Origin of the sequence: Herminiimonas fonticola (genome assembly GCF_040395855.1) — a bacterium.
GTDB lineage: Bacteria > Pseudomonadota > Gammaproteobacteria > Burkholderiales > Burkholderiaceae_D > Oxalicibacterium > Oxalicibacterium fonticola_A.
Genome location: NZ_JBEBPO010000029.1, coordinates 1 through 25,296, shown reverse-complemented (window position 1 = coordinate 25,296; position 25,296 = coordinate 1). Strand labels below are relative to the sequence as shown.

The 25,296-nt window shown below is 53.7% G+C and carries 18 protein-coding genes; 7 read left to right on the top strand and 11 right to left on the bottom strand.

From position 1 onward, the window contains the following. Together ABWP27_RS06005 and msbA are read left to right on the top strand one after the other, a co-directional pair. A partial coding sequence (locus ABWP27_RS06005) for an O-antigen ligase family protein (RefSeq protein WP_353154727.1) occupies window positions 1-944 on the top strand: 944 nt, incomplete at its 5' end. Continuing rightward, window positions 941-2,686, top strand: coding sequence for a lipid A export permease/ATP-binding protein MsbA (msbA, locus tag ABWP27_RS06000; protein WP_353154725.1), 1,746 nt, complete (start codon window positions 941-943; stop codon window positions 2,684-2,686). The genes ABWP27_RS06005 and msbA, both read left to right, overlap by 4 nt. Before the next feature lie 22 nt (window positions 2,687-2,708). Here the strand turns inward: msbA and ABWP27_RS05995 are convergent, their stop codons facing one another. Further along, complete coding sequence (locus ABWP27_RS05995; RefSeq protein WP_353154722.1) at window positions 2,709-3,563, bottom strand: glycosyltransferase family 2 protein; 855 nt, start codon at window positions 3,561-3,563, stop codon at window positions 2,709-2,711. Further along, complete coding sequence (locus ABWP27_RS05990; RefSeq protein WP_353154719.1) at window positions 3,560-4,165, bottom strand: methyltransferase domain-containing protein; 606 nt, start codon at window positions 4,163-4,165, stop codon at window positions 3,560-3,562. Before ABWP27_RS05990 ends, ABWP27_RS05995 begins: the two co-directional genes overlap by 4 nt. Window positions 4,166-4,522: 357 nt before the next feature. On the opposite strand from ABWP27_RS05990, the gene ABWP27_RS05985 reads away from it, so the two are divergent. The 3 genes from ABWP27_RS05985 (at window position 4,523) to ABWP27_RS05975 (ending at window position 13,705) form a co-directional block, all read left to right on the top strand. Beyond that, window positions 4,523-5,287 carry a glycosyltransferase gene (locus tag ABWP27_RS05985; protein ID WP_353154716.1) on the top strand — a complete coding sequence of 255 codons (765 nt, stop codon included), beginning with the start codon at window positions 4,523-4,525 and terminating at the stop codon, window positions 5,285-5,287. Window positions 5,288-5,590: 303 nt separating this feature from the next. Then, a complete protein-coding gene (locus ABWP27_RS05980; RefSeq protein ID WP_353154713.1) occupies window positions 5,591-7,333 on the top strand; it encodes a ShlB/FhaC/HecB family hemolysin secretion/activation protein in 1,743 nt (580 codons plus the stop codon). A 66-nt stretch (window positions 7,334-7,399) separates the two neighbouring features. Beyond that, the gene (locus ABWP27_RS05975) at window positions 7,400-13,705 is read left to right on the top strand and encodes a hemagglutinin repeat-containing protein (protein WP_353154710.1); all 6,306 of its coding nucleotides are present in this window, start codon (window positions 7,400-7,402) and stop codon (window positions 13,703-13,705) included. A gap of 787 nt (window positions 13,706-14,492) precedes the next feature. Here ABWP27_RS05975 and rng read toward each other — a convergent pair. The 8 genes from rng to ABWP27_RS05935 form a co-directional block, all read right to left on the bottom strand. Further along, window positions 14,493-15,956, bottom strand: a complete 1,464-nt coding sequence (gene rng / locus ABWP27_RS05970; RefSeq protein ID WP_353154707.1) for a ribonuclease G — start codon at window positions 15,954-15,956, stop codon at window positions 14,493-14,495. Next, on the bottom strand, window positions 15,953-16,573 hold the full coding sequence (locus ABWP27_RS05965; protein WP_353154730.1) for a Maf family protein: 621 nt from the start codon (window positions 16,571-16,573) through the stop codon (window positions 15,953-15,955). Before ABWP27_RS05965 ends, rng begins: the two co-directional genes overlap by 4 nt. 6 nt (window positions 16,574-16,579) lie before the next feature. Beyond that, window positions 16,580-17,050, bottom strand: a complete 471-nt coding sequence (rlmH, locus tag ABWP27_RS05960; RefSeq protein ID WP_353154704.1) for a 23S rRNA (pseudouridine(1915)-N(3))-methyltransferase RlmH — start codon at window positions 17,048-17,050, stop codon at window positions 16,580-16,582. Window positions 17,051-17,071: 21 nt separating this feature from the next. Further along, window positions 17,072-17,731 carry a ribosome silencing factor gene (rsfS, locus tag ABWP27_RS05955; RefSeq protein WP_353154701.1) on the bottom strand — a complete coding sequence of 220 codons (660 nt, stop codon included), beginning with the start codon at window positions 17,729-17,731 and terminating at the stop codon, window positions 17,072-17,074. Continuing rightward, window positions 17,731-18,390, bottom strand: coding sequence for a nicotinate-nucleotide adenylyltransferase (locus tag ABWP27_RS05950; protein ID WP_353154698.1), 660 nt, complete (start codon window positions 18,388-18,390; stop codon window positions 17,731-17,733). Before ABWP27_RS05950 ends, rsfS begins: the two co-directional genes overlap by 1 nt. Window position 18,391: 1 nt before the next feature. Continuing rightward, entirely contained in the window at window positions 18,392-19,312 is a 921-nt protein-coding gene (gene hemF / locus ABWP27_RS05945; protein WP_353154695.1) for an oxygen-dependent coproporphyrinogen oxidase, read from the bottom strand. A gap of 168 nt (window positions 19,313-19,480) precedes the next feature. Continuing rightward, a complete protein-coding gene (purD, locus tag ABWP27_RS05940) occupies window positions 19,481-20,752 on the bottom strand; it encodes a phosphoribosylamine--glycine ligase (RefSeq protein WP_353154692.1) in 1,272 nt (423 codons plus the stop codon). 143 nt (window positions 20,753-20,895) lie between these two features. After that, a complete protein-coding gene (locus ABWP27_RS05935; protein WP_353154689.1) occupies window positions 20,896-21,624 on the bottom strand; it encodes a YebC/PmpR family DNA-binding transcriptional regulator in 729 nt (242 codons plus the stop codon). A gap of 90 nt (window positions 21,625-21,714) precedes the next feature. Between ABWP27_RS05935 and ABWP27_RS05930 the strand changes: the two genes are divergently transcribed. Next, window positions 21,715-23,214, top strand: a complete 1,500-nt coding sequence (locus tag ABWP27_RS05930; protein ID WP_353154687.1) for a helicase HerA-like C-terminal domain-containing protein — start codon at window positions 21,715-21,717, stop codon at window positions 23,212-23,214. A gap of 66 nt (window positions 23,215-23,280) precedes the next feature. On the opposite strand, the gene ABWP27_RS05925 is transcribed toward ABWP27_RS05930, so the two are convergent. After that, on the bottom strand, window positions 23,281-24,084 hold the full coding sequence (locus ABWP27_RS05925) for an SDR family NAD(P)-dependent oxidoreductase (RefSeq protein WP_353154684.1): 804 nt from the start codon (window positions 24,082-24,084) through the stop codon (window positions 23,281-23,283). A 135-nt stretch (window positions 24,085-24,219) separates the two neighbouring features. On the opposite strand from ABWP27_RS05925, the gene ABWP27_RS05920 reads away from it, so the two are divergent. After that, the gene (locus ABWP27_RS05920) at window positions 24,220-25,161 is read left to right on the top strand and encodes a GlxA family transcriptional regulator (protein WP_353154682.1); all 942 of its coding nucleotides are present in this window, start codon (window positions 24,220-24,222) and stop codon (window positions 25,159-25,161) included. Window positions 25,162-25,296 lie beyond the last annotated feature (135 nt).

The window sequence follows — 25,296 nt, the reverse complement described above, 5'->3', positions numbered from 1 at the left end:
ATCTGGTGCTATTGGTGTTCATCAGTGTGGGGGGCGGTCGCTGGCAACAGCGTGCGCTGAAGGTATTTTTCACTGGCGCGCTGATCGCTGCGACTTTGCTCTACCTGAATTTTTTCCAGTTGCTGCCAGACTGGACGCTATTCCAGAATTATCGTATGTATGCCGGTAACAAATCGATACTGATAGGTATTTTGCTGGGCATTGCGGGCGGCTGGATGCTGAATGAAATTCTTGCATACCGTGAGCACAAGTGGCAGCGGCTTGCAGCCTTGTTGTATATCGCTGTTGCTTTGCTGTTTCTGGCCAAAACGCGTACCGGCAGCCTGATTTTCATTTTTGGCTGTGCGTTGGTGTTGTTGCGTTATCTGGCATTTTCATGGCGTAGCGTATTGCTGGTGCTTGGAACTGTTGCTGTGCTCGCTGTGGCATGGCAAACCGCGACCGGTTTTCGTGAGCGGATGGTCGGCACGGCGACAGATATCAAGGCATTTGTTGATGGTGGCAAGGTCAGTACGGAGGGTGTACGTCTCGAAATGTATCAAATCACGATGGGGATTATCGAGGAGCGACCGATAGGCGGCAACGGCATCGGTACCTGGGCCATTAAATATCCGGAACGGGCACAAGGCTTGCTGAGCGAATCCATGGCGACGCCGCATAACGACTACCTGCTGTACGCCGCAGAGATAGGCATCATCGGAGTGTGCGCATTGTTATGGATATGGCTGACGCAGTTGATGGTCGCCGTCAGGATAGGCGGCGCAACGGGTATGCGCCTGTTGACCATTGGTGTTGCGATCATGTTCGGCGGTTTGGTAAACGCCATTTTGCGCGATGCATTGTTCGGCATTGCATTCATGGTGTTACTGGCGATTCCGCTGGCCGGCATCAATCGGCACGCATATAAAAACAATAGCAATCAGTATGGAGATGCAGGCAGATGACAATTTCTCCGCATTTGAAGCGCCTGTACGGCATGTTGGGGCCGTACAAAAAACGTCTGGCAGTGGCATTCATCGGAATGATATTGACCGCACTGACCGAACCGATGTTCCCCGCTGTGATGCGTTTGTTGCTGGATAAGGGCTTCGGTGGCAAGCCGACTTTTTCTCTATGGCTGGTGCCGCTGGCAATCATCGGTATTTTTGTCTTGCGCGGAATTTCGACTTTTACAACGACGTATACGATGACCTGGGTGTCGTCGCGTTTGTTGAGCACGCTGCGCAAGAAAATGTTCGAACGCATACTCGATGTGCCGCTGGGTTTTTACGGCACGCATTCGGTAGGGCGCGTGATCAATTCGATGATGTTTGAAGTGCAGCAAATCATTGAAATGATCACCAAGGTCTACACTTCGATCATTCGCGATTCGCTGACGGTGATTGTGCTGTTGGCATTCCTGTTCTGGCTGAACTGGCGCCTGACGCTGGTAGCGCTGGTGTTGCTGCCATTGATTGCAGTCGTTGTGCGCTTTACAGGCAAGCGTGTACGCAGGTTGACGCGCGAGTATCAGGCCGTCAATGCCGAGATGACGCAAGTGATTGAAGAGTCCACACGCGCCAATCAGGTCATCAAGATTTTCGGCGGACACCAGTACGAGAACGACCGCTTTGAAGTTCGTGCCGACAAGTTGCGCAGCTATACGATGCGCATGGCGAGTACGCTGGCGGCGACCACGCCGGTCACGCAAATCATGGCATCGTGCGCGGTAGCGATCGTGATCGTGATTGCACTGATACAGTCTGAACAAAACCAGACCACGGTAGGTGGTTTTGTTTCCTTCATTACTGCAATGCTGATGTTGCTGGCGCCCTTGAAAAATATCGCTGAAGTAAATGGCCCATTGCAAAAAGGTCTGACTGCAGCGGAAGCGGTATTCGGTTTGATCGATGCCAAACCGGAACGCACCTCGGGTAAAACCCTGACGGCGCGCGCTGCCGGCCGGCTCGATTTCATCAATCTCGGTTTTTCCTATCCGGGGCATCAGGCGATGGCGCTGGAAGACATCAACCTGAGTGTGCTGCCGGGCGAGACGATCGCCTTCGTCGGCATGTCGGGTGGCGGGAAATCCACGCTGGTGAATCTGGTACCGGGTTTTTATCCGGCTACCGTAGGTGAAATCCGGCTGGATGGCGTGCCGATAGAAGAGATTGCCTTGACCAGCCTGCGCCGCCAAATCGCGATGGTCAGCCAGCACGTCGTCTTGTTCGACGACACGATTGCCGCGAATATCGCATATGGCGATCCGACACCGGATCGTGCGCGTATTCTGGCTGCTGCGACGGCGGCACATCTGGATGATGTGATTGCAGGCTTGCCGCAAGGTCTGGAAACCATGATAGGCGACAATGGTTCACGCCTGTCCGGCGGCCAGCGCCAGCGTCTGGCGATCGCGCGCGCGATCTACAAGGATGCGCCCATCCTGATTCTGGATGAAGCTACGTCGGCGCTGGATTCGGAATCCGAACGTGCGGTGCAGGCAGCACTGGATGCATTGATGAAAGGCCGCACGACGCTGGTGATTGCACATCGCTTATCGACCATTGAGCGTGCAGACCGGATTGCAGTGTTAGCCGAAGGCCGCATTGTGGAACTCGGATCGCACCAGGAGCTGCTGGAGAAAAATGCCGTGTACGCCAATCTCTATCATTTGCAGTTTGCAAAGGAAGTGCCGGACACAGTTTGAACTGATAAGGATGAGTGCCGTATCAGGGTTTGTACTGGAAGAGGCCGCAGATGCGGCCGAGCAGGCGTGCCAGATAGCGTGGAAACGGCAGCAGCAGGCGCGGTAGCAAATTGAGTAGCGCCAGCCCCATAGTTTTCCAGCGCAGCGCGGCCACATGTTCGACACCGAAATGCTTGCGCGTGAAGATCAGTTTTGATTGCGCATGGTGATAGCCGCGACCAAACTCGGCGCGCCACGGACTCGGCCCTTTGACCGAGCCGCGTGACAGATGCGTGACGCTGACCTGCGGTGCGACAATGATTTGCTTGTTCTGCATGAAGACGCGCTGGCATAAATCCTCGTCTTCGTAATACAGGAAAAAGGTTTCATCGAAGAAGCCGATTTCTCGCATGACTGGCATATTCAGCAACATCACTGCACCGCAGACGAAGCCGACGCAGCATGGCGCATCCGCTGCCGGTCCGGCCGAAGTCCAGTGCGTGACTGGCCAGCGATAGCTGACTTCCACTTCACCGCCGCGGCGTATCAGATGCGGCGCAATAATGGCAGCATCCGGGTATTGATCTGCAAGCGCCAATAGATCGCACAGGAAATCCGGCGTCGGCAGGCAATCCGGATTGAGCAACAACGCATAAGCTGTTTGTGCCTGCAGCAGGGCGCGATTATTGGCGGCGCCAAAACCGAGATTGCGCTCGTTGCGGATGATCCTGGCATTCGGCATATGAATGGCAACTTGCGCGATCGTGTCGTCGTCACTGGCGTTATCGACAATGGTCACATGCGGCAGCACTGACAAGGCACTGGCCAGGCCAGCCATGCAATGCGCGCTGTTGTACGTGACGACTACGACGGTGACATCGGCGATCGAGAGTTTCATTTGTTATTCGCCGCTTTTTTGGTCGCGGAAAATTCCCATACCAGATGCGATTGCTGACCGCTGATGCGTTCGCCAATCGCACGCAGGCGATGAGCGAAACCCGGATTGGTCGGCTCGTAAGCGCCACGCGGATGTACCCAGCATTGGCGTATCAGGCGAAATTCGCCGGCAAAGCCGTACATGCGCGCCATCACTTCGGGTGCCGTGAAGTAGCGATGCGTTTTAGCAGTGATGATATTGACATGGGTCGGATCGCGCAGCGCTTTTTCGTGCGGAAAGGCCGGCGTCACGGCGTACAGTACGCCGTCCGGTTTCAGGACGCGCCAGATTTCATTCATCAATTCGATGAATGGAAAGCGTGACGTCTGGTTTGCATAGTCGAGCGCCACACGTGGAATATGCTCAAAGAAGTCATAAGCCGAAACCGAATCGAAGGAATTATCCGCATATGGAATCGGGCCCACGCTGAGATTGGCGGTAGCGATGGTGGCATCGGACAGGGCGGCCGAATCGGCGCGAATATCGACGCCATGCAGATCCGGATGTCCGAATGGATTTTTCGGGCGGGTACCGCAGCCCAGATCGAGATGTTTTAAAGACATGGTCTGCGTCTGAAATAATTAAATTGGTATCTATCGCAAGAACGGCGCGGCGACGCTGGCTGAATGATTGCTGGCGGCGCGACTCCATCCCTTGAGCGTCCTGAAAAACCATGAGATGTTTGATCTAGCGCTGGAAAGCGGCATTGATTCACTTTACTATGCCGGTTATCGCGCGTTTTACGGCGCAGGCAAAGACCAGACATCCCGGTTCAATTCTTGTTTGAGTTGTACGGCATTATATGTCCTAACGTCGGGATTTCGATACCATCCCGATGCACAGGCAGGATGGTTTGCCGAATGAGACCGCGCCGCAGACTTACCTTGAAATGGGCATCGTGCCTATAGCTGGAGAAATGAATGACAGAGAACGTGAATGCAGTGAGTGCCGCGGGAAGCAATGACCGCGTCATCCTGTGCATGAAATGGGGTACCAAGTACGGCCCTGAATATGTGAATCGCCTGTATGCGATGGTGCGTCGTAATTTGAAAGGTGACTTTCGTTTCGTCTGCCTGACTGACGACGGCACCGGCATTCGTTCGGAAGTGGAGTGTTTTCCGATTCCCGACTTGAAGTTGCCGGATGGTTTACCCGAACGGGGCTGGAAAAAGCTCACGACCTTCGAGGCCGATCTGTATGGTTTGCAAGGTACGGCGCTTTTCCTCGATGTGGATGTGGTGATTACCGACAGCATCGACGCTTTTTTTGAGCAGCCGGGTGAATTCCTGATTATTCACGACTGGAAGCGCCCTTGGCGTGTAACCGGCAATTCGTCTGTCTATCGCTTCAAGCTGGGTGCACATGCAGACGTGCTGGAAAAATTCCGTGCCACCGGTGCGGAAGCGCGCAAGGCTTTTCGCAATGAGCAGGCATTTTTATCCGATGTATTGCACAAGCAAGGCAAGCTCACTTACTGGCCAGCCTCGTGGTGCTGCAGCTATAAATACCACTGCATTCCATCGTGGCCGACCAATTACTGGCGTGAACCGTTTGTGCCGGACGGCACCAAGATCGTGATTTTCCACGGTGAAGTGAATCCGCCGGATGCGCTGGAAGGGCGGCGTAATCGCGCTTTGCGTTTTGTGCGCAAGGCGCCGTGGATTGCCGATTACTGGAAGGAATAGTTTCTTCTGCGGGATTGGCAGCAGATATTTTTCAGCATAAATAAAAAACGGAATCAATGTGATGCACATGATTCCGTTTTTTTATTCCCCGGCTAAATGATTTTGTATGTCCGGCTGTTTAATGCTTCAACTTTTTGTTTTTAACTTTTCCTATATTTTTATTTGACACTTCATACCACTCAATTACAACAAACATTACGTTTACCTTAAAAATTGTTCAAATACCCATGAATATGGGATGCGCTTGTATTGCAACTCTCATATCGTCACGGAATTCTTTTGAGTCAATAGTAGGCGATATTGATGGTTGTAAAAATACGAAAGCAAGTTGCTGCGGATTCTTCAAGCAGCAAGATTGTGTCTTCAATCGGTTTGCTGATCAGCGGGCTCTTCTTCTCCTCTTCAGTATTTGCGCAAAGCTTCGCTGTCGATGAGCTATTAAGACAGCAAGAGCGTGAGCGGCAATTACGTTTGCAGCAGGAGCAGACTCCGGATGTGCGCTTGCAAGCGCCTGCGACACCGACAACGACGCTCTTGCCCACAAACGAATCACCTTGTTTTCGTATCGATCACATTGCGTTAACAGGTGATGCGGCAGAGCACTTTCAATTCGGTTTACAAAGCGTGATTGACGGAGAAGACACCCCCATCGGCAGATGTCTTGGCGTCAATGGCATCAATCTGGTTGTGAACCGCATACAGAACGCGATTGTCGACAAGGGGTTTGTCACAACGCGCGTGCTGGTTTCCCCACAAGATCTCAAGACAGGTCATTTAACGTTGACCGTCATTCCTGGACGCGTTCGCAACATTCGCTTTGCCTCAGACACCGATCCACGCGGCACCCAATGGAATGCTATTCCGATTCGATCCGGCGATATTTTGAATCTGCGCGACATCGAACAGGGGCTGGAGAACTTCAAGCGTGTTCCTACCGCTGCTGCAGATATCAAGATTGAAGCCGCGGAAGGCGAGGGTGCATTGCCTGGACAAAGCGATCTTGTCATTTCCTACCAGCAGAGCTTTCCTTTTCGGGTCTCTGTTTCGGTCGATGATTCCGGTTCCAAAGCGACCGGTAAATACCAGGGTGGTTTGACACTCTCCTACGACAACTGGTGGACGCTGAATGATTTGTTCTATATCAGCATCAACCATGATCTGGGTGGTGGCGATCAGGGTGCGCGCGGTACGCGCGGTGGGGTCATGCACTATTCAGTGCCGTTTGGATACTGGACGCTGAGTACAACGGCCACGCGCAATCGCTACTTTCAGACGATTGCCGGCCTGAACCAGAGTTACGTTTATTCGGGTACGAGCGCGAGTAATGACCTCAAGCTATCTCGTGTTGTTTACCGGGATGCGCAACGTAAAACGACCGTGGCTGTGCGTGCGTATATCAAAGAGTCAGACAACTTCATTGATGACACAGAAGTGGAAACGCAGCGCAGGCGGACGGCAGGTTGGGAATTGAGTATCGGGCACCGCGAGTTCATGGGGATCAATACGCTGGATATGAATCTTGCCTATCGCCACGGCACTGGCGCGTTTCAGGCACTTGAAGCGCCGGAGGATAAGTTTGGAGAAGGTGCTTCTCATCCGCAAGTCTGGAGCGCCGACGTTTCCCTCTCTGTTCCCTTTCAACTAGCTCAGCAGAATCTGCGCTATTTGGGGGCATTGCGCGCGCAGTGGAACGACACGCCCTTGGTGCCGCAAGATCGATTCGCCATTGGCGGCAGGTATTCGGTGCGTGGATTTGATGGCGACATGATGCTCTCCGCCGACCGCGGTTGGACTCTGCGTAATGACATCGGCCTCGTCCTGGGATCCAGCGGGCAGGAGCTTTACCTTGCTCTCGACTATGGCGAAGTAGGCGGTCAGTCCAGTCAATATTTGATCGGTACGCGCCTGGCCGGCATGGTAATCGGCCTGCGCGGCAATGTACTGGGCGGCGCCTACGACATCTTCGTCGGACAACCAATCAAAAAACCAGATGGATTCAGAACGGCCAATACCACGGCTGGCTTCAACCTGAACTGGAGTTATTAGCACGGTCGCAGCAATTTGCATCTATACGGTTCTCACATTAAATAAGAACAAGCAGGGGGAGCGGACATGAACAAGCATTTATATCGCATCGTCTTTAATCAGGCACGTGGCATCTTGATGGTAGTGGCAGAGAACACGGCTACACAAGGCAAGGGCGATGCTGCTCCGGTCGCGTCCAGTGTCAAACAGGTTGCAGACTTGCCGTGCATGCAGATGAAGACTATTTCCTTTGCAGCGAAGCTTGCTGTCGGCATGATGAGCTTGAGCATGCCATTGGCCTATGCGCAGATCGTTGCTGATCCGAATGCACCCGGGAATCAACGTCCTACCATCGTGCAAACGGCAAATGGTCTGCCGCAGGTTAATATTCAAGCACCGTCGGCTGCGGGTGTATCGCGGAATACCTATAGCCAGTTCGATGTGCAAAGTAATGGTGCGATTCTCAATAACAGCCGAGCCAACACGCAAACGCAAACAGGCGGTTGGATACAAGGCAATCCATGGTTGACAGGCGGTGCTGCACGCGTGATTTTGAATGAAGTCAATTCCAGCAACCCCAGTCAACTACGCGGCTACGTTGAGGTCGCCGGACAAAAAGCAGAAGTCATTATTGCCAACCCGGCAGGCATCCAGGTGAATGGCGGTGGCTTCATTAATGCTGATCGCGTCACGCTGACGACCGGCACCGCCGTCATGAATTCTGCAAATGGCGGCTCGCTCGAGAGCTACCGCATTCCGCAGGGCACGATCAGTATCGACGGTCTGGGATTAGATACGCGCACGGCAAGCTACACCGATATTCTGGCTAGATCCGTGCAAGTCAATGCAGGGATATGGGCGAATCGCCTGAAGGTCGTCACCGGCGCGAATGAGGTTAGCACTACCAGTGCAGACTATCCCGGCAATGTCTCTCAGGGTGTCACGCCGATTGCCGCAACGGGCCCGGTGCCACAATTCAGTCTAGACGTTGCCGCGATAGGCGGCATGTACGCGGGTCATATCTATCTGGTTGGCAGCGAGAGTGGGTTAGGGGTGCGCAATCAGGGCGCCATCAATGCCGCAGGCGGCAATCTGGTCCTTCTATCGAACGGTTTTTTAACGAACGAAGGAGCGATCCAGGCTGCATCGTCGAATGGCAGTGGCGGTAACCTCAGGATTGAGACAAACGGTACGATCAATAACGTCGGTGCGCAGGCAGTCATCAGCGCACAAGATCATGCTGCGATCGTGACAACGGCGGATCTGACCAATGAGGGCAAGATCAACGCTGGTAATGTACTTACCCTAAGTGCGCAGAATATCGACAATACGGTCACGGGCGAGATCGCGGCTGTCACGTCCAGGGTCACGGCCACCGCTAACCTCACCAATCGTGGCCTGATCGATGGCAGCGAGACCCTGCTTCAGGCTGATACGCTAGACAATATCGGTACCGGTCGCCTCTATGGCGATCACCTTGCCGTGGAGGCAAATACCCTGAGCAACGATACGGAAACCACCAACAGCCTTCGCTCGGATGCGGTGATCGCTGCGCGTGAGCGACTGGATATCGGTGCAGGCGTACTGAATAATAAAAGTGGTGCGTTGATCTTGAGTGCCGGTACTGGAGCAGATGCGCTCAACATCGGTGGCAGTCTGGACGCACAAGCGTATGCTGCAGGCACGGCTGGCACGATCAACAATGAAGCTGCGACCATCGAATCGCTGGACGGAATAAATATTTCGGCACAACAGCTCAACAACTTGAATCCGGATTTTAGTACGCGAACGGATACTATCAATACACCGACGTATATTCATTACGTCCGCTTGGGCGGGACGAAGTATTTGGAAAGCAATACGGGGCGCTGTCTCGTCTGTGCGTCGAATCGGTATGACGATACGACGAATCCCAATCGTCTACGCCTGGAATATGTTGCCCCTAGTACTCGATATCCGTTCGAGGCTGGTTACTCACGTACGGTCTACCAGTTATACACAGAAGAATATGACGAGGAATTTGAAAGAACCAGAACCGTTCCGTACTCATACCCCCTGAACAATCCTGTCTGGGCACTTTTTGGTGTGCCTGTGGGTGATCAAACGTTATTGGCAAGTCGTCTTCAAAGCTATAACCAAGATTTGATTTCTCGTGGATATCGGGATTTTGAGCATATCTGGGTGACGAGCACGCAGACTGTGCAGACTGTTGTGGACAATCCTGGCACACCTGGACGTATTGTCTCCGGCAGTGGGATGACGCTCTCGGGTGGCGCTATTCTCAACGACAACAGTCAGATACTTGCTGGCGGTAATCTGGATATCTCTGGCAGTAGCTTGACCAATACTGAGACTGCTGGTCACCGTAAGGTCACCGACTTTGGCACATTCAGGATGGACATTGTGGAGTATTCACCGTACCGGCTGAATGCAGGGCAAGCTGGCTCTGGGTCGTACACCGAGGTGATTGAAAGCGTCACCACCAAACTCGATACCTCGGTTGCCAAAGGCAGCACCAGTGTTACCGGAAGCGGTACGCAAGTGGCGAGCCGTACCGTGCCCGGCAGTAGTCTCCTGTTGATCAATCCTGACCCTGCATCTAGCTACCTCTATGAGGTTGATCCCCGTTTCGCCAATCAGCAGCAATGGCTCTCCAGTGATTACATGCTGCAGGTATTGGCCACTGATCCGAACACGATACAAAAGCGCCTGGGTGACGGCTTCTACGAACAGAGGCTCGTACGAGAACAGATTGCGGAACTCACCGGACGCCGATTCCTTGACGGCTATGCCAGCGACGAAGCCCAGTATCAGGCACTGATGCAAGCAGGTGCAGCTTATGCCAAGGAGTGGGAATTGGTGCCTGGAGTGAGTCTGACTGCTGCGCAGATGGCACAACTGACCAGCGATATTGTCTGGCTCGTGGCGCAAGAGATTGTGCTGCCGGATGGCACCACGACAACGGCGTTAGTACCGCAGGTCTACGTCATGCCAAGACCGGGAGATCTTGATTCCAGCGGTAGCTTGCTGGCAGGCCAGAACGTCCATATCCAACTCTCCGGTGACCTCACAAACTCCGGCACTATCGCCGGACGTAACGTTACCCAGATTACTGCAAACAATGTACAGAACCTGGGCGATATCACCGGCAAGGTGGTCAGCGTAGCTGCGCAGCAGGACCTGACGAATCTCGGCGGTCGCATGATGGCCGAGGACAGTCTGGTTGCTGCGGCCGGAAGAGATCTCACCGTACAGAGTACGACCAGCACAGGAACCGCGGCCGCAGGCCGCTCCAGCAGCAGTCTCACGCAGGTGGATCGCGTAGCGGGTCTGTACGTCACGGGAGAGAAGGGTATCCTTGTGGCCAGCGCTGGCAATGACTTTAGCGTATTGGCGGGTGTACTCTCCAGCACCGGTGATATTCAAGTCACTGCGGGCAATAACGTAAACCTTGGCACGGTAGATACGGGATACAAGAGCGACCTCACGGCAAATGATCGCAATTACATGCGGGCGTCGGGCACGCAGGAAGTGGGCAGTCAGATCGTTTCTGGTGGCGGCACCAACATTATGGTCGGCAACGACTTCAATGCCCGAGCTGCTACCGTCAATGCCACAGAGGACCTGGCAGTTAGTGCAGGCGGAGATATCCAGATCACGGAAGGTCGCGCCACCAGTCAAAGCGACGATGCACGCTATGTGAAGAGCAAAGGTTTCCTCTCTTCATCCAGCACTGAAAGCCGGGAGCAAAGTCGGAGTAATAGCGCCATTGACAGCAGCATTGGGGGCAAGACTGTCACCTTGGTATCGGGTGGCGACACGCTTATTCGCGGTTCCAATGTGGTCGGTGACGATGACACCACCGTGGTAGCGCGTAGAGATCTCAGCATCCAGGCTGCGACCAACACCAGCCAGGCTAGTAGTTTCAATGAGACGAAAAAAAGCGGCCTCTTTAGTAGTGGAGGCTTGAGCATTACCTACGGCAAGCAGGAACAAAGTGCCGATCAAAAGAATACGCGTACAAGCTCTGCCGGCAGCACAGTCGGTAGTGTAGCTGGCGACATCAAGCTCATCACAGGCAGCGAGTACAAGCAAGTCGGTAGTGATGTTATCGCACCCGATGGCGACATCAATATAACAGCAAAGAAAGTGGACATTATTGCTGCTACGAATAGTTATGAGAGCACAACAGAACAGCGCTTCAAGCAAAGCGGAATTACTCTCGCCATTAGCAGCCCCGTCATCAGCGCCATTCAGACTGTGCAGCAAATGGCAGAGGCAGCCGACAATACAAGTGACGGACGCATGAAGGCACTCGCCGGTGCAGTCGCAGGATTATCGGCCAAGAATGTCGCCGATGCTATCAATGTGGGCAATGGCACGACCATCAACGGCAAAGATAATCAGATATTAACTGGTACGAACAAGGCGACCAGCGAATCCACCAGTCGCGATGCGACCGCAGCGGATCAAGCGGGCGGCATCAATGTAAGCCTGAGTATCGGTGCTTCTAGTAGTTCGAGTAAAACTGTTCAAATCGGATCGAGAGCCTCTGGATCCAATGTTATTGCGAGTGGTGACATCACCATCAAAGCCACCGGTGCGGGTCAGGATTCTGATGTCATGATTCAAGGCTCGGATATGTCTGGCAAAAACGTCACCATTCAAGCTGAGGACAAGATTAATCTGTTGGCTGCCATTAATACTGCCGAGCAGCATAGCGACAACAAATCTGCTAGCGGCAGCATCGGTATCAGCTTCGGCACTGACGGTTTCATGCTCAATGCCAGTGCTAGTCAGGGGCGTGGCAATGCTGATGGAAGTGATGTTAACTGGACCAATACTCACGTCACCGCAGCCAATCAACTGATGTTGCAATCTGGCGGCGATACCAATCTGATCGGTGCCGTCGCGACCGGTAAGCAGATCACTACCGATATTGGCGGCGATCTCAATATCCAAAGTCTGCAAGATACCAGTCATTACGATAGCAAACAAAAAGACATAGGAGGCAGCATTTCGATTGGCTTTGGTGTATGGAGCGCCAGCGTCAACTTTAGTAAGAGCAAGGTCGATTCTGACTATGCCAGCGTGATGCAGCAAAGCGGTATCAAGGCCGGTGATGATGGCTTTGATGTGAAAGTTGCCGGCAATGCCGACCTCAACGGTGCCGTAATTGCCAGTACCGACAAGGCCGTAGAAGACAACAAGAATCGTTTCAGTGCCACGCAACTTACTATTAACGATATCAACAATAAGGCTGACTACAAGGCCGATTCATTCGGCATCGCTCTCGGGTACGGCTCAAGTGCAGGTACGCCTAACCTGTCTGGTGCCGGCATTGGAAAAAACAGCGGCCATGAAGAAAGTACCACTACATCCGGCATTAGTGGCATCGCTGGCAGCAAGGGTGTGCGCTCTGACGACCCGGAGACAGGCATTGCGAAAATATTTAACCAAGAAAAAGTGCAGAAAGAGATTGATGCACAGAGACAAATTTCCCTAGCTTTCAGCCAACAAGCACCAAAGGCGGCAAAAGATTATGCTACTGCGCAGCTTGACGAAGCGAAAAGAAAACTCGCTCTTGCCGACGATCAAAACAATGGTATGACCGATGAACAGCGCGTCATGCTAAGAGCGGATGCAGCAGAACTTAAAAACAACTGGAAGGAGAACGGTAATTATCGGATTGCCACTAACATCATCATTGCCGCATTGGGGGGCGGCGAAGCTGGAGCCGTCAGTGCAGTGACAAAAGAATCGTTGTCTTGGGCGGCGGATCAAATGCGACAAAAGATGATCGAAGGCTCGAAAAAATTTCCGGGACTGTGCGATACCCAAGGTAATTGCATCAGCAATCAATCTGGGCATAGTATTGGTGCCAATGGAGATAACTTTAAATTGGCGGGTGGGCGAATTGTGTTGGCTGATTGGTGCGAAGAGAATCGGTGTGTCGTGGACCTGGGTACTAAGAGCGGTTATCAGGAAAATTCGGACGGCACTGTGAAATTTAATCCTGGAAATGATGTTCAGGGAAATCCCATTACTATTTCCAAGTTTATTGAGCAACATGAAGACTGGCGTAGCCCTCTTGGTGGGCACCAAGGCGGTTACGGGCAGATGAATTTTCTGGGTATTCAATTCAACTATGCTTCAGACTCATTCTGGGACAAGCTTGCTGAATCGTATGCTGGCACTCATGATGCTCTGAATAGTTCAATCTGGTATGACTCATTTGGAAATGGAAAAAACTTAGACGGAATTCCTATAGGCATGATCGGCAAAGTAGCAAATAATACTAATGTGCTCTTTGCTACACCTTTTGCTTTAAGTGTTTTATTACCTGCGGAAGTTTGGAGTGCTATTAGTCAAATGAGTCAAGGATTAAAGTGAGAACAGGATCAATATGATGATGTTACGAAAATTCTTATTATTAACTCTTGTATGTCTGATACTTTGCGCTTGCTCATGGGGATTTAATCGCGGATTTTGAGTACCGACAAGACCGTGGGAGGCGGCAAGAGCAGCTTTACTACCACGTACTCATCACGAGCGATATCGACAACAAGACCGACTATAAATACGAAGAATAGTTATGTGTAAATATTTGAGACTAATTTTTCTTAGTATGGCTTTATTTTGATATCAGCATGTTTTGGTACTGGTTGGATAAGTGGAACAAAATAACCTGAGATATGGAATTCCATTACTGCACTTATCAACTTGAAATAATAGAAAATAGTGCCTATGAAAAATCACATCAAAATTACGATGGTTATTTTATTTGTTATCACTATATGCTTAATTGGGGGTTGTGCACGGCAGTTTGCTCAAGGAAGATAACTCAATAGATTAACGTTTTCTCAGCCCAACATTTAAAAGTTATATGGTCTGTACATTTATTGTTGCATCAGAAAAATTTCTCGACGGGTGGCGATATTTCTTTCGCAATGTCCCGGTAATTGAATTTATCTCTTTTAGAGTTGAGATGATAAAACGTTAGGTCAATCTACCGCGCTGCGTTTTGTACGGAAAGTGTCGTGGATTACCGCTTACTGGAAGGAATAGTTTCTTCTGCGAGATTGGCAGCAGATATAGATATTTTTCAGCATAAATAAAAAACGGAATCAATGTGATGCACATGATTCCGTTTTTTTTTCGCATAAAAATAAGTGACGTTCTACATCAGGATGACGTCGTACTGTTCCTGGTGATACACGGCTTCCACCTGCAGGGAAATCGGCTTGCCGAGGAAATCGCCCAGCATGGCCAGATGTTGGGATTCTTCTTCCAGGAACATGTCGATCACGACTTGCGAGGCGAGGATGCGGAATTCGCGAGGATTGAACTGCTTGGCTTCCCGCGTCAGTTCGCGCAGGATTTCATAACAGATCGTTCTTGCGGTTTTTACCTGGCCCTTGCCGCTGCAGGCGGGGCAGGGTTCGCACAGGATGTGCGCCAGCGATTCGCGCGTGCGTTTGCGCGTCATCTCGACCAATCCGAGAGCGGAAAAACCGGAGACTGAAACCTTGGTGCGATCGCGCGCCAGTGCCCGGTTGAGTTCGCTTAATACGGCATTCCTGTGCTCGACATTTTCCATGTCGATGAAATCGAGAATCACCATGCCGCCCAGATTGCGCAAGCGCAATTGGCGGGCAATCGCATGCGATGCTTCCAGATTCGTTTTGAATATCGTGTCGTCGAAATTGCGTCCGTTGACGAAGCTGCCGGTATTGACGTCTATGGTGGACATCGCTTCGGTCTGATCGACGATCAGGTAGCCGCCGGATTTCAGGTCGACACGGCGGCCGAGTGCGCGCTGGATTTCTTCTTCGACGCCATACAAATCGAATAGCGGGCGTTCACCCGGATAGTGCGCCAGCTTGGTTAGTACCGAAGGCATGTATAACTCGCCGAATTGCTGCAGCTTCTGAAAGTTTTCGCGCGAATCGACCTGGATGCTGGCGGTTTCGTCATTCACAAAATCGCGCATCACGCGCTGCGCCAGATCCAGATCCTGATACAGCAATGAGGGTGCCGGTTTGGTTTTGGCGAACTGGGTAATATTGCTCCAGGTCTTGCGCAGATAATCGATATCCATCTGCAAGTCGTGATCCGATGCATCTTCCGCCATGGTGCGAATAATGAAGCCGCCTTTTTCGCCTTCCTGCATCAGTTTCTGTACTTTTTCGCGCAGCAGTTCACGTTCAACTTCGTTTTCAATCCGCTGCGAAATGCCGATATGCGATTCCTGCGGCAGGTAGACCAGCATGCGTCCGGCAATCGAGATCTGCGTCGACAGGCGCGCGCCCTTGGTGCCGATAGGATCCTTGATGACTTGTACTGTGATCGATTGGCCGTCGAACAGCATGCGCTCGATCGGTATTGGTGTGGTTGGCAGACCGTCGTGCGAACGGGCATCCCAGATGTCGGCCACGTGCAGGAAGGCGGCGCGTTCCAGGCCGATATCGATGAAGGCTGATTGCATGCCCGGCAGGACGCGCACGACCTTGCCGAGATAGATGTTGCCGGCCATGCCGCGCGACAGCGTACGTTCGACGTGCAATTCCTGCACGGCGCCCTGCAATACCAGCGCGACCCGGGTTTCCTGCGGTGTGACGTTGACGAGAATATCTTCGTTCATAGAATGCGCAAGCCTGCCTGTTCCAGTAGTTTTCCGGTTTCGAATAAGGGCAGGCCCATGATGCCTGAATAACTGCCCGCAATATTTTGGATGAAGAATGCCGCCTGTCCCTGAATGCCGTAGCCGCCTGCCTTGTCGTAGGGTTCGGCGGTGGCGCAGTAGGCGCGAATCGTTTCGTCGGAGAGTTTGGCAAACGTCACGTCCGAGCGTTGCGTTGTTTGATAGGTTTGTTCACCGTGCAGTACCGCAATATGGGTCAGCACCTGATGCGTGCGTCCCGATAGCGCCTGCATCATCTCTATCGCTTCTGCTTCATTGGCCGGCTTGCCGAGTATGCGGCCATCGAGCACGACGGTGGTGTCGGCGGCAAGTATCGGTCGCAGCGGCAATTTGCGCCACCACATGGTTTTTTGCGCGAAGGCAGCTTTTTCCAGTGTGACGCGCGCGACGTAATCTTCTGCACGCTCGTTTGGCAGGATGATTTCGCTGACTTCCGGGCCGCGCGGCGTATGGTCGCGTAATAACAAGAGTTCAAACTCGACGCCGATCTGCCGCAGCAGTTCACGGCGGCGTGGGCTTTTGGATGCCAGGTAGATTTTGTGCGGCAGCGGTTTCATCAAGAATTACACCCGATGATAAGGATGGTTTTGTGTAATCGACCAGGCGCGATACAGCTGTTCCGCCAGCATGACGCGCACCATGCCGTGCGGCAGCGTCAGGCTGGAAATGCGGATCAGCATATCGGCATTTTTCTTGAAATCCGGATCGAGTCCGTCGGCGCCGCCGATCACGAAGGTCACATCACGCCCATCCTGCTGCCACTGCGTCAGCAACTGTGCCAGTTGCACCGACGTGACATCCTTGCCATGCTCATCGAGGGCGATGATGCGTGCGCCTTTCGGCACTGCAGCTTCGATTTTCGTGCGTTCCAGCGCCATTGCCGTCTCGGCGGTCTTGCTGCCTGAACGTTCGACCGGTTTGATTTCCTTCAGATGGATGCGGCAGTCCGGCGGCATGCGTTTTGCATACTCGCCGAACCCGCTCTCTATCCATGCGGGCATCTTGTGGCCGACCGCAGCGATGACGAGCTGCATGCTTGTGTCCGTTGGGCCCGTTTATTCAGCCGATTTGGCTTTGGGTTTCGCCGGCGCACGGGTCTTGCTAGCAACCTTTTTGGCCGGTGCTTTTTTAGCCGACGTCTTTTTGTAGGCAGCAGCTGTTTTGGTGGTGGCGACCTTGATGGTTTTGCCGACCGCTTTTTTGGCCGCTGTTTTTTTAGCCGGTACTTTGTCGGTAGCCGTTTTTGCCGCGGCTGTTTTGCGTGCCGGTTTTTTCGGTTCGTCGTCCAGTGTGGTCTGGCTGGCACTCAAATGGCGGCCGACAGCTTTCTTCGGCGCTTCTTCATCGTCGGCCGATTTTTTGGATGTGCGTTTGGCGGCGCCGAACTTGACTTCCTTTTCACCCCAGATTTCTTCCAGGCGGTAGTAAGCGCGGATCGCCGGTTGCATGATGTGGACGATCATGTCGCCCAGATCGACCAGTACCCATTCGCCGGTATCTTCGCCTTCGATACTGACGATGGTGCCGCCGTTTGCCTTGACCTTGTCGCGCACGGATGCTGCCAGTGCCTTGGTTTGGCGATTGGAGGTGCCGGATGCAACCGCGATGCGGTCGAACAGGCTGGTCAGGTGGACGGTGTCATAGACGTGGATGTCTTGTGCCTTGACGTCTTCCAGTGCGTCGATGACCAGGGCTTGCAGTTTTTTGATGTCCATTAGCTTTTATATAGGTGGTGTTGTTCAATATAGTCTAGCACCCCGAGAGGTAGCTGCGAAATCGGGCGTTCTCCGCGCTGCAAGGCGGCACGGATGGCGGTGGCCGATATATCGACCGCCAGATTGGGTGCAAGGTAGGCCAGGCCTTGCGGGGTAGTGCGAATTTGCTCCGGCGTGCCGGTGCGACGAGCGAATTCCTGGGCCACTTCGGTCGGTATATGGGCCGCGTCCATCGCAAAACCCGGCCGCGACGCGGCACAAATATGCGCATAGTCGAACATGCGTTGCCATTCCTGCCAGGTATTCAAATGCTGCAACTGGTCGGCGCCCATCAGGAAGACGATGGAGGCATGCGGCCCCAGTTCCTGCCGGATCGCGCGCAAGGTATCGATGGTGTACGTCGCGCTGGGCCGTAAAATTTCCTGCTGATCAATGTTGACGGCGACGGTTTGCGTACTGAATGCGCTGCGTACCATCGCCATGCGATCCTGGCCGGAGGCCTGCAAACCATGCTTTTGCCACGGATTGCCGGCCGGGATGACGCGCAATTCATCGGGTTTCAGCAATGCGACGAAGTAATCGGCCAATGCGACATGGCCTTTATGCACAGGGTCGAAGCTGCCGCCGAGCAACGCAATGCAAGGGGTGACGCGCTTCACTTCAGATCCATTCGCGGTGAATCAGGAAGTCGGAATACAGTTTTGCTTCTGCACTACCTGCTTCCGGCTGCCAGTTGTAGCGCCATGTTACCACTGGTGGCATCGACATCAGGATAGATTCGGTGCGCCCGCCCGATTGCAGTCCAAACAGGGTGCCGCGATCGAAAACCAGGTTGAACTCGACATAACGGCCACGTCGATAGGTCTGGAAGTCGCGTTCGCGCTCGCCGTATGGCATATCCTTGCGCAGTTTCAGGATCGGTGCATAGGCTTCGATGAAGCGATCGCCTACGCTTTGCTGCAGCGCGAAGCAGCGCTCGAAACCGCCTTCATTCAAATCATCGAAGAAAATTCCGCCGACGCCGCGCGGCTCCTGCCTGTGCTTCAGGTAAAAATAATCGTCGCACCACTTCTTGTAGCGAGGATGTACATCGTCACCGAAAGCGTGCAGTGCATCGTGGCAGACTTGATGGAAATGCCGCGCATCGTCTTCAAAACCGTAATACGGTGTCAGATCCATGCCGCCACCGAACCACCAGATCGGCTCTGCACCTTCCGCCGATGCAATGAAAAAGCGCACATTCATGTGCACGGTAGGGGCATAGGGATTGCGCGGATGCAGTACCAGCGAGACGCCCATCGCTTCCCAGTTGCGACCTGCCAGTTCAGGCCGGTTGGCAGCTGCCGAAGGTGGCAAATTTTTTCCCATTACATGCGAAAAACCAACCCCGCCGCGTTCAAAAACATTGCCGTTTTCAATAATGCGCGAAATCCCGCCGCCGCCTTCCGGGCGCTCCCAGCTATCGGTGCCAAATGCCTGGCCGTCTACTTCTTCCAGTGCAGAGACGATGCGCTGTTGCAGGGCAAGCAGATAATTTTTAACGGCGTGGGGAGCGATGGGGGAGGAAGTCACGATGCGCATGGTAAAAATGGTTTAGGGCGGATTGTACCTTGCGCACGATAGATGCGGTTTGCCCGAAGCTGTCCAACTCTGCAGTCTGCATAAATGAAGAAAATGCCACTCCGGCCTGGGCGGGAGTGGCAAGTCTGGATTCGCTTGTGGCAGACGCCGGTCAATACAAGTCGTGAATCAGGGACGTTTGAGTGCGCGCCAACCGATATCGCGACGGTATTGCGCGCCGTCGAAATGAATGTGGTCTATCACTTCATAGGCTTTCTTTTGTGCCATCTTGACGCTGTCGCCCAGGCCGACTACGCACAAGACGCGGCCGCCGCTGGTGGTCAGGTGTTTGTCGTTCAACGTAGTGCCAGCGTGAAAAGTCACGCTGTCTGCATCTTCTGCCGGAATGCCGCTGATGACATCGCCTTTGCGTGGCGCATCCGGATAACCGGCTGCGGCCATCACGACGCCCAGCGCAGTGCGTCGATCCCATTCCAGTTCTATCGTGTCCAGCGTGCCGTTGACCGCATGTTCCATCACGCCGACCAGATCGGTTTTCAGGCGCGCCATGATGGGTTGCGTTTCCGGATCGCCCATGCGGCAATTGAATTCCAGCGTTTTTGGATTGCCCTTGTCGTCTATCATCAGGCCGGCATACAGGAAACCGCTGAATGGAATGCCGTCTTTTGCCATTCCTTGCACGGTAGGCTGGATGATTTCCCGCATCACGCGCGCATGCAGCGCCGGTGTGACGATAGGGGCAGGCGAGTACGCGCCCATGCCGCCGGTGTTCGGACCTTCGTCGTGATCGAGCAGGCGTTTGTGATCCTGGCTGGTGGCCAGTGCCAGAATGTTTTTGCCATCGACCATGACAATGAAGCTGGCTTCCTCGCCGGCGAGAAATTCTTCGATCACGACGCGTGCGCCGGCATCGCCGAGCTTGTTATCCGACAGCATCATGTCTACTGCGGCATGCGCTTCTTCCAGCGACATCGCCACTACCACGCCTTTGCCGGCTGCCAGGCCGTCGGCCTTGATCACGATAGGTGCACCCTTGCTGTCGATGTAGGCGTGTGCCGGTGCGACATCGGAGAAAGTTTGGTATTCGGCAGTCGGGATCGCGTGACGCTGCATGAAGGATTTGGCAAAGTCCTTGGAGCTTTCAAGTTGTGCGGCTTCTTTGGTTGGGCCGAAAATCTTCAAACCCTGTGCGCGGAAAATATTGACGATGCCTGCCGCCAGCGGTGTTTCCGGGCCGACCACGGTAAATACAACGTTTTCCTGCTGGACGAATTGCGCCAGTTCCTGCGGATCGGTGATGGCAATATTTTGCAAGCGCTCATCCAGCGCCGTACCGCCATTGCCGGGCGCGACAAATACCGTTTGTATCCGCTCGGATTGTGCGAGTTTCCAAGCCAGGGCATGTTCGCGGCCGCCTGAGCCGACTACCAGAATTTTCATGATTCGTAATTGCTTTTACTAAAATTGCTGCATCGTTGTCTGCCGGGTGGGTGGACTGCGATGCAACTGGTTATCTTCAATTGCTGATCGTTTTAAAACATTGTGAAAAAAAGCGGAGCTGCTCCGTTTTTTAATTAACGGCCTTACGCTTGTTCGATGACGGCGTTGGTAAATACTTCTTGCACGTCGTCGAGATTTTCCAGCGCATCGAGCAGTTTCTGCATCTTGATCGCATCATCGCCCTCGAACACGGTTTCGGTTGCCGGTTTCATCACGACTTCTGCCAGCTCGGCTTTGAAGCCCGCTTTTGCGAGGGCATCCTTGACGGCGGAAAAATCGTGCGGCGGGCAGATGACTTCAATCCCGCCTTCGTCGTCGGTCGTCACATCTTCAGCGCCGGCTTCCAGTGCCGCTTCCATCAATTTGTCTTCATCGGTACCGGGTGCGAAGAAGAACTGGCCGCAATGCTTGAACAGGAAAGCGACCGAACCTTCGGTGCCCATGTTGCCGCCGAACTTGGAAAATGCATGGCGCACTTCCGCCACCGTGCGCACGCGATTGTCGGTCATGCAGTCGACCAGAATTGCCGCACCGTTGATGCCGTAACCTTCGTAACGAATTTCTTCGTAGTTGACGCCTTCCAGGCCGCCGCTGCCGCGTTGTATTGCGCGCGTGACATTGTCTTTCGGCATGTTGGCATCGGCTGCCTTGTCCACGGCCAGGCGCAGACGCGGATTGGCAGCGATATCGCCGCCGCCCATGCGTGCCGCTACAGTGATTTCCTTGATCAGGCGGGTCCAGATTTTGCCGCGTTTTTCGTCTTGACGGCCTTTACGATGCTGGATATTGGCCCATTTACTGTGTCCTGCCATGACGAATCTTTCCGGATGAGTTAGCTATAATGAAGCGCGGATTTTACCATATCGCCTGTACGCCAACCCCTAGCCCTTGTGGACAAAAACATGCCAAATCCCCTGCTGATCGCAAAAAACAAAGATCACGAACTCAGCCTGTTGCCGCAGCTTGCCAATCGGCATGGCTGTATTACGGGTGCTACCGGTACCGGTAAAACCGTTACCCTGCAAACGTTCGCGCAAGCCCTGTCGGATATCGGCGTGCCGGTCTTCATGGCCGACGTCAAAGGCGATCTGTCCGGCATCGCCAAGCCAGGCACCTTCACTGGCAAGGTGAAGGAACGTTACACGATGCTGGAAGTGGCAGAGCCGGCCTGGGCCGGTGCGCCGGTCACGTTCTGGGATGTCTATGGCGTCAAAGGGCATCCGGTGCGCGCCACGATTTCCGATCTCGGTCCCTTGCTGCTGGCGCGCATGCTGAATCTGAACGATACCCAGCAAGGCGTGTTGCAACTGGTGTTCAAGATTGCAGACGACAACGGCCTTCTTTTGCTGGACACCAAGGATTTGCGGGCGATGCTGCAGCATGTTGGCGACAACGCGGCAACCTTCCAGACCGAATACGGCAATATTTCATCGGCCAGCATTGGTGCGATTCAGCGTGGCCTGATCGGCATCGAGGAACAGGGCGGCGATCAATTTTTCGGCGAACCGATGCTGAATATCGAGGATTTGATGCAGACCGATGCCAAAGGCAAAGGCGTGATCAACATTCTTGCCGCCGACAAGTTGATGAATGCACCGCGTTTGTATTCGACTTTTTTGCTCTGGATGCTGTCTGAACTGTTTGAACAACTGCCGGAAGTTGGTGATCTGGATAAACCGAAACTGGCATTCTTTTTCGACGAAGCGCATTTGCTGTTTGCCGAAGCGCCCAAGCCCCTGTTGCAAAAAATCGAACAGGTGGTGCGTCTGATACGTTCCAAAGGCGTGGGCGTGTATTTCGTGACGCAGAATCCGCTGGATATTCCGGACACCGTGCTGGGGCAATTGGGCAATCGCGTGCAGCATGCGTTGCGCGCCTATACGCCGCGCGATCAAAAAGCGGTACAGGCTGCTGCAGAAACCTTCCGCCCGAATCCGGCGCTGAATATCGTGCAGGTGATTACCGAACTCGGCGTGGGTGAAGCACTGGTATCGTTCCTGGATGAGAAGGGCAGGCCTACCATCGTTGAGCGCGGTTTTGTGTTGCCGCCGGCTTCGCAAATCGGTCCGATCACCGATGCAGAGCGCACGGCATTGATGGCGAGTTCCGTGGTGGCTGGCGTCTATGAGAAAACAGTAGACCGCGAATCCGCCTACGAAAAAATCAAGGGTCGCGTAGAGAAGCAGGCGCAGGCAACGGCTGCGACCAAAGCTGAAGAAGCGGATAGCGGCGGTGGATTGTCCGATGTGCTGGGTGGCATCTTTGGTAATGGCAAAAAAACGGCTGGCCGTCGCAGCGATACCGTAGTGGAAGCAATGATGAAGTCGGCAGTGCGGACCATGGGTTCGACCGTCGGACGTGAAATCATACGCGGCGTGCTGGGCTCGATAATGAAGCGTTGATGCTTTGCAATCAATAAAAAAGGCGCCGCTTGGCGCCTTTTTTATTTGTACATTATCGCAATCTGCTTAGCTTGCAACGTGATAACGCACCGCTGGTTTCACTGCGGACAGACCGCCACGCATTGCTTCACGCGCTGCTTCAAATTGATTCCAGTTTTCCAGTGTCGGCAACGCAGGAATGGTGATCAATTCCTTCTGATCGAGGCCGACGAGCGCGGCATCGACCATGTCTTCCGCCGTCATCACCCATTCCTGCGGCAAATGTTGCACCGGCACGCCGGCGCGGTCCCAGAATTGCGTGCGCGTTGCGCCTGGCAACACGGCTTGCACCTGGATGCCTTTGTCTGCGAATTCATGATGCAGCGATTGCGTGAACGCCAGCACATAGGCTTTGGTGCCGCCGTACGTGCCGTTCAACACCTCCGGTGCGATGGCGGCGATCGACGAAATGTTGATGATCGTACCGGCGCTACGTGAGATGAAGGCCGGTACGATGGCACGCGTCAGACGCGTCAACGCGGTGACGTTGATCGCGATTAGTTCATCCAGGTATTCCGGCGTGGCATTAAGCAAGCCCGGACCTGCGCCCAGACCTGCGTTGTTGACCAGCATCGTGATGGCGCTGTCGGTCGCCAGCGTTCGTTCCAGCGCACGGAGATCGGCGGTGGAGGTCAGATCGGCCTTGATGGTTTCGACCTTGCGCCCGGTTGCGTTGCTGATCGTATTGGCGACTTCCTGCAGTTTTGCTTCGTCGCGGGCGACCAGCACCAGATCGTAACCGCGTCGCGCCAGACGATCCGCGTAAATTGCGCCTATGCCGGATGATGCGCCTGTGACTACTGCCTTGCCTTTGTTTGCTTGCGTATTCATGTTGATTCCTCTGTCAGATTGATGCCGTTGATGCATTTCCGAGGCTTCGGTTATGCGTTGAAAGTAAGTTGACATCTGCAGTCTATTGACCTAACTTGTGTCTCATAAGTCATTTATCCCTCTTTTTGGGTCATCATGAAAACAGTCGGATTTGTTGTTTTTCCAGGCTTCCAGATTCTGGATATGGTCGCCGTCACGGTGTTTGAAGTCGCCAATGAGTTGCCGGGCGGGCCTTTTTACAAGGTAGACATGTTGTCTGAGCAGGGCGGTGGCGTGACCAGCTCGGCCGGTGTCACGGTGCAGACTGAAAAATTCGACGAACGCCGTTTTGACACTGCATTGGTTGGCGGTGCGATGGGCATTCCAAGTTCGACGCCACAATTGATCGCGTTTTTGCAGGAAGTCAGCGCAGTATCGCGCCGTGTTGCGAGTATTTGTACCGGCGCTTTTTTGTTGGCAGAAGCCGGCTTGCTCGATGGTCGTCGCGCGACTACACATTGGTTCGGCGCGCTTGAATTGAAGCGCAGGTATCCAAAGATCCGTGTCGAGGAGGATCGCATTTTCATCAATGACGATAATCGCTGGACGTCGGCCGGCATGACTGCATGCATCGATTTGTGTCTGGCGATGGTGGAAGAAGATCTAGGTATGGATGCCGCGCGCATGATCGCCAAGAAGATGGTTGTCTATCACCGCCGTAGCGGTGGGCAGTCGCAGTTTTCAGCCTTGCTGGAATTGGAACCGAAGACCGATCGCATTCAGAAAGCGCTCAGTTACGCGAAGCAGAATTTGAAAAAAGAACTGTCAGTCGATGAGCTGGCCGATGCAGCCAATCTGAGTCGCCGCCAATTTACGCGCGCCTTCAAAACTGAAACCGGCCAGTCGCCAGCCAAGGCAGTCGAAACTTTACGTGTGGAAGCGGCGCGTTCGATGATAGAAGAAGGCAATCATTCGCTGGATGTGGTTGCGCGCGAAAACGGTTTCTCCGATCCGGAGCGGATGCGACGCGCCTTTATCCGCGCGTTCGGTCAGCCGCCGCAGGCGATCAAGCGTGCGGCAAGACTGGATGCTGCGTGAAATTGATTGTGATCAGCCCAAAATAAACGTCGTCACGCTGCCTGACGCCGCATTATGCCGGTGTGTAATCCAGTAAATACTGCATCAGCCAGCGACCGGCCTGACCGGGCGCTTCATCGAGACGGTTAATCATAT

Coding starts and splice junctions, on each gene's coding strand:
- msbA (WP_353154725.1), top strand. CDS start 941: ATGACAATTTCTCCGCATTTGAAGCGCCTGTACGGCATGTTGGGGCCG.
- ABWP27_RS05995 (WP_353154722.1), bottom strand. CDS start 3,563: ATGAAACTCTCGATCGCCGATGTCACCGTCGTAGTCGTCACGTACAAC.
- ABWP27_RS05990 (WP_353154719.1), bottom strand. CDS start 4,165: ATGTCTTTAAAACATCTCGATCTGGGCTGCGGTACCCGCCCGAAAAAT.
- ABWP27_RS05985 (WP_353154716.1), top strand. CDS start 4,523: ATGACAGAGAACGTGAATGCAGTGAGTGCCGCGGGAAGCAATGACCGC.
- ABWP27_RS05980 (WP_353154713.1), top strand. CDS start 5,591: ATGGTTGTAAAAATACGAAAGCAAGTTGCTGCGGATTCTTCAAGCAGC.
- ABWP27_RS05975 (WP_353154710.1), top strand. CDS start 7,400: ATGAACAAGCATTTATATCGCATCGTCTTTAATCAGGCACGTGGCATC.
- rng (WP_353154707.1), bottom strand. CDS start 15,956: ATGAACGAAGATATTCTCGTCAACGTCACACCGCAGGAAACCCGGGTC.
- ABWP27_RS05965 (WP_353154730.1), bottom strand. CDS start 16,573: ATGAAACCGCTGCCGCACAAAATCTACCTGGCATCCAAAAGCCCACGC.
- rlmH (WP_353154704.1), bottom strand. CDS start 17,050: ATGCAGCTCGTCATCGCTGCGGTCGGCCACAAGATGCCCGCATGGATA.
- rsfS (WP_353154701.1), bottom strand. CDS start 17,731: ATGGACATCAAAAAACTGCAAGCCCTGGTCATCGACGCACTGGAAGAC.
- hemF (WP_353154695.1), bottom strand. CDS start 19,312: ATGCGCATCGTGACTTCCTCCCCCATCGCTCCCCACGCCGTTAAAAAT.
- purD (WP_353154692.1), bottom strand. CDS start 20,752: ATGAAAATTCTGGTAGTCGGCTCAGGCGGCCGCGAACATGCCCTGGCT.
- ABWP27_RS05935 (WP_353154689.1), bottom strand. CDS start 21,624: ATGGCAGGACACAGTAAATGGGCCAATATCCAGCATCGTAAAGGCCGT.
- ABWP27_RS05930 (WP_353154687.1), top strand. CDS start 21,715: ATGCCAAATCCCCTGCTGATCGCAAAAAACAAAGATCACGAACTCAGC.
- ABWP27_RS05925 (WP_353154684.1), bottom strand. CDS start 24,084: ATGAATACGCAAGCAAACAAAGGCAAGGCAGTAGTCACAGGCGCATCA.
- ABWP27_RS05920 (WP_353154682.1), top strand. CDS start 24,220: ATGAAAACAGTCGGATTTGTTGTTTTTCCAGGCTTCCAGATTCTGGAT.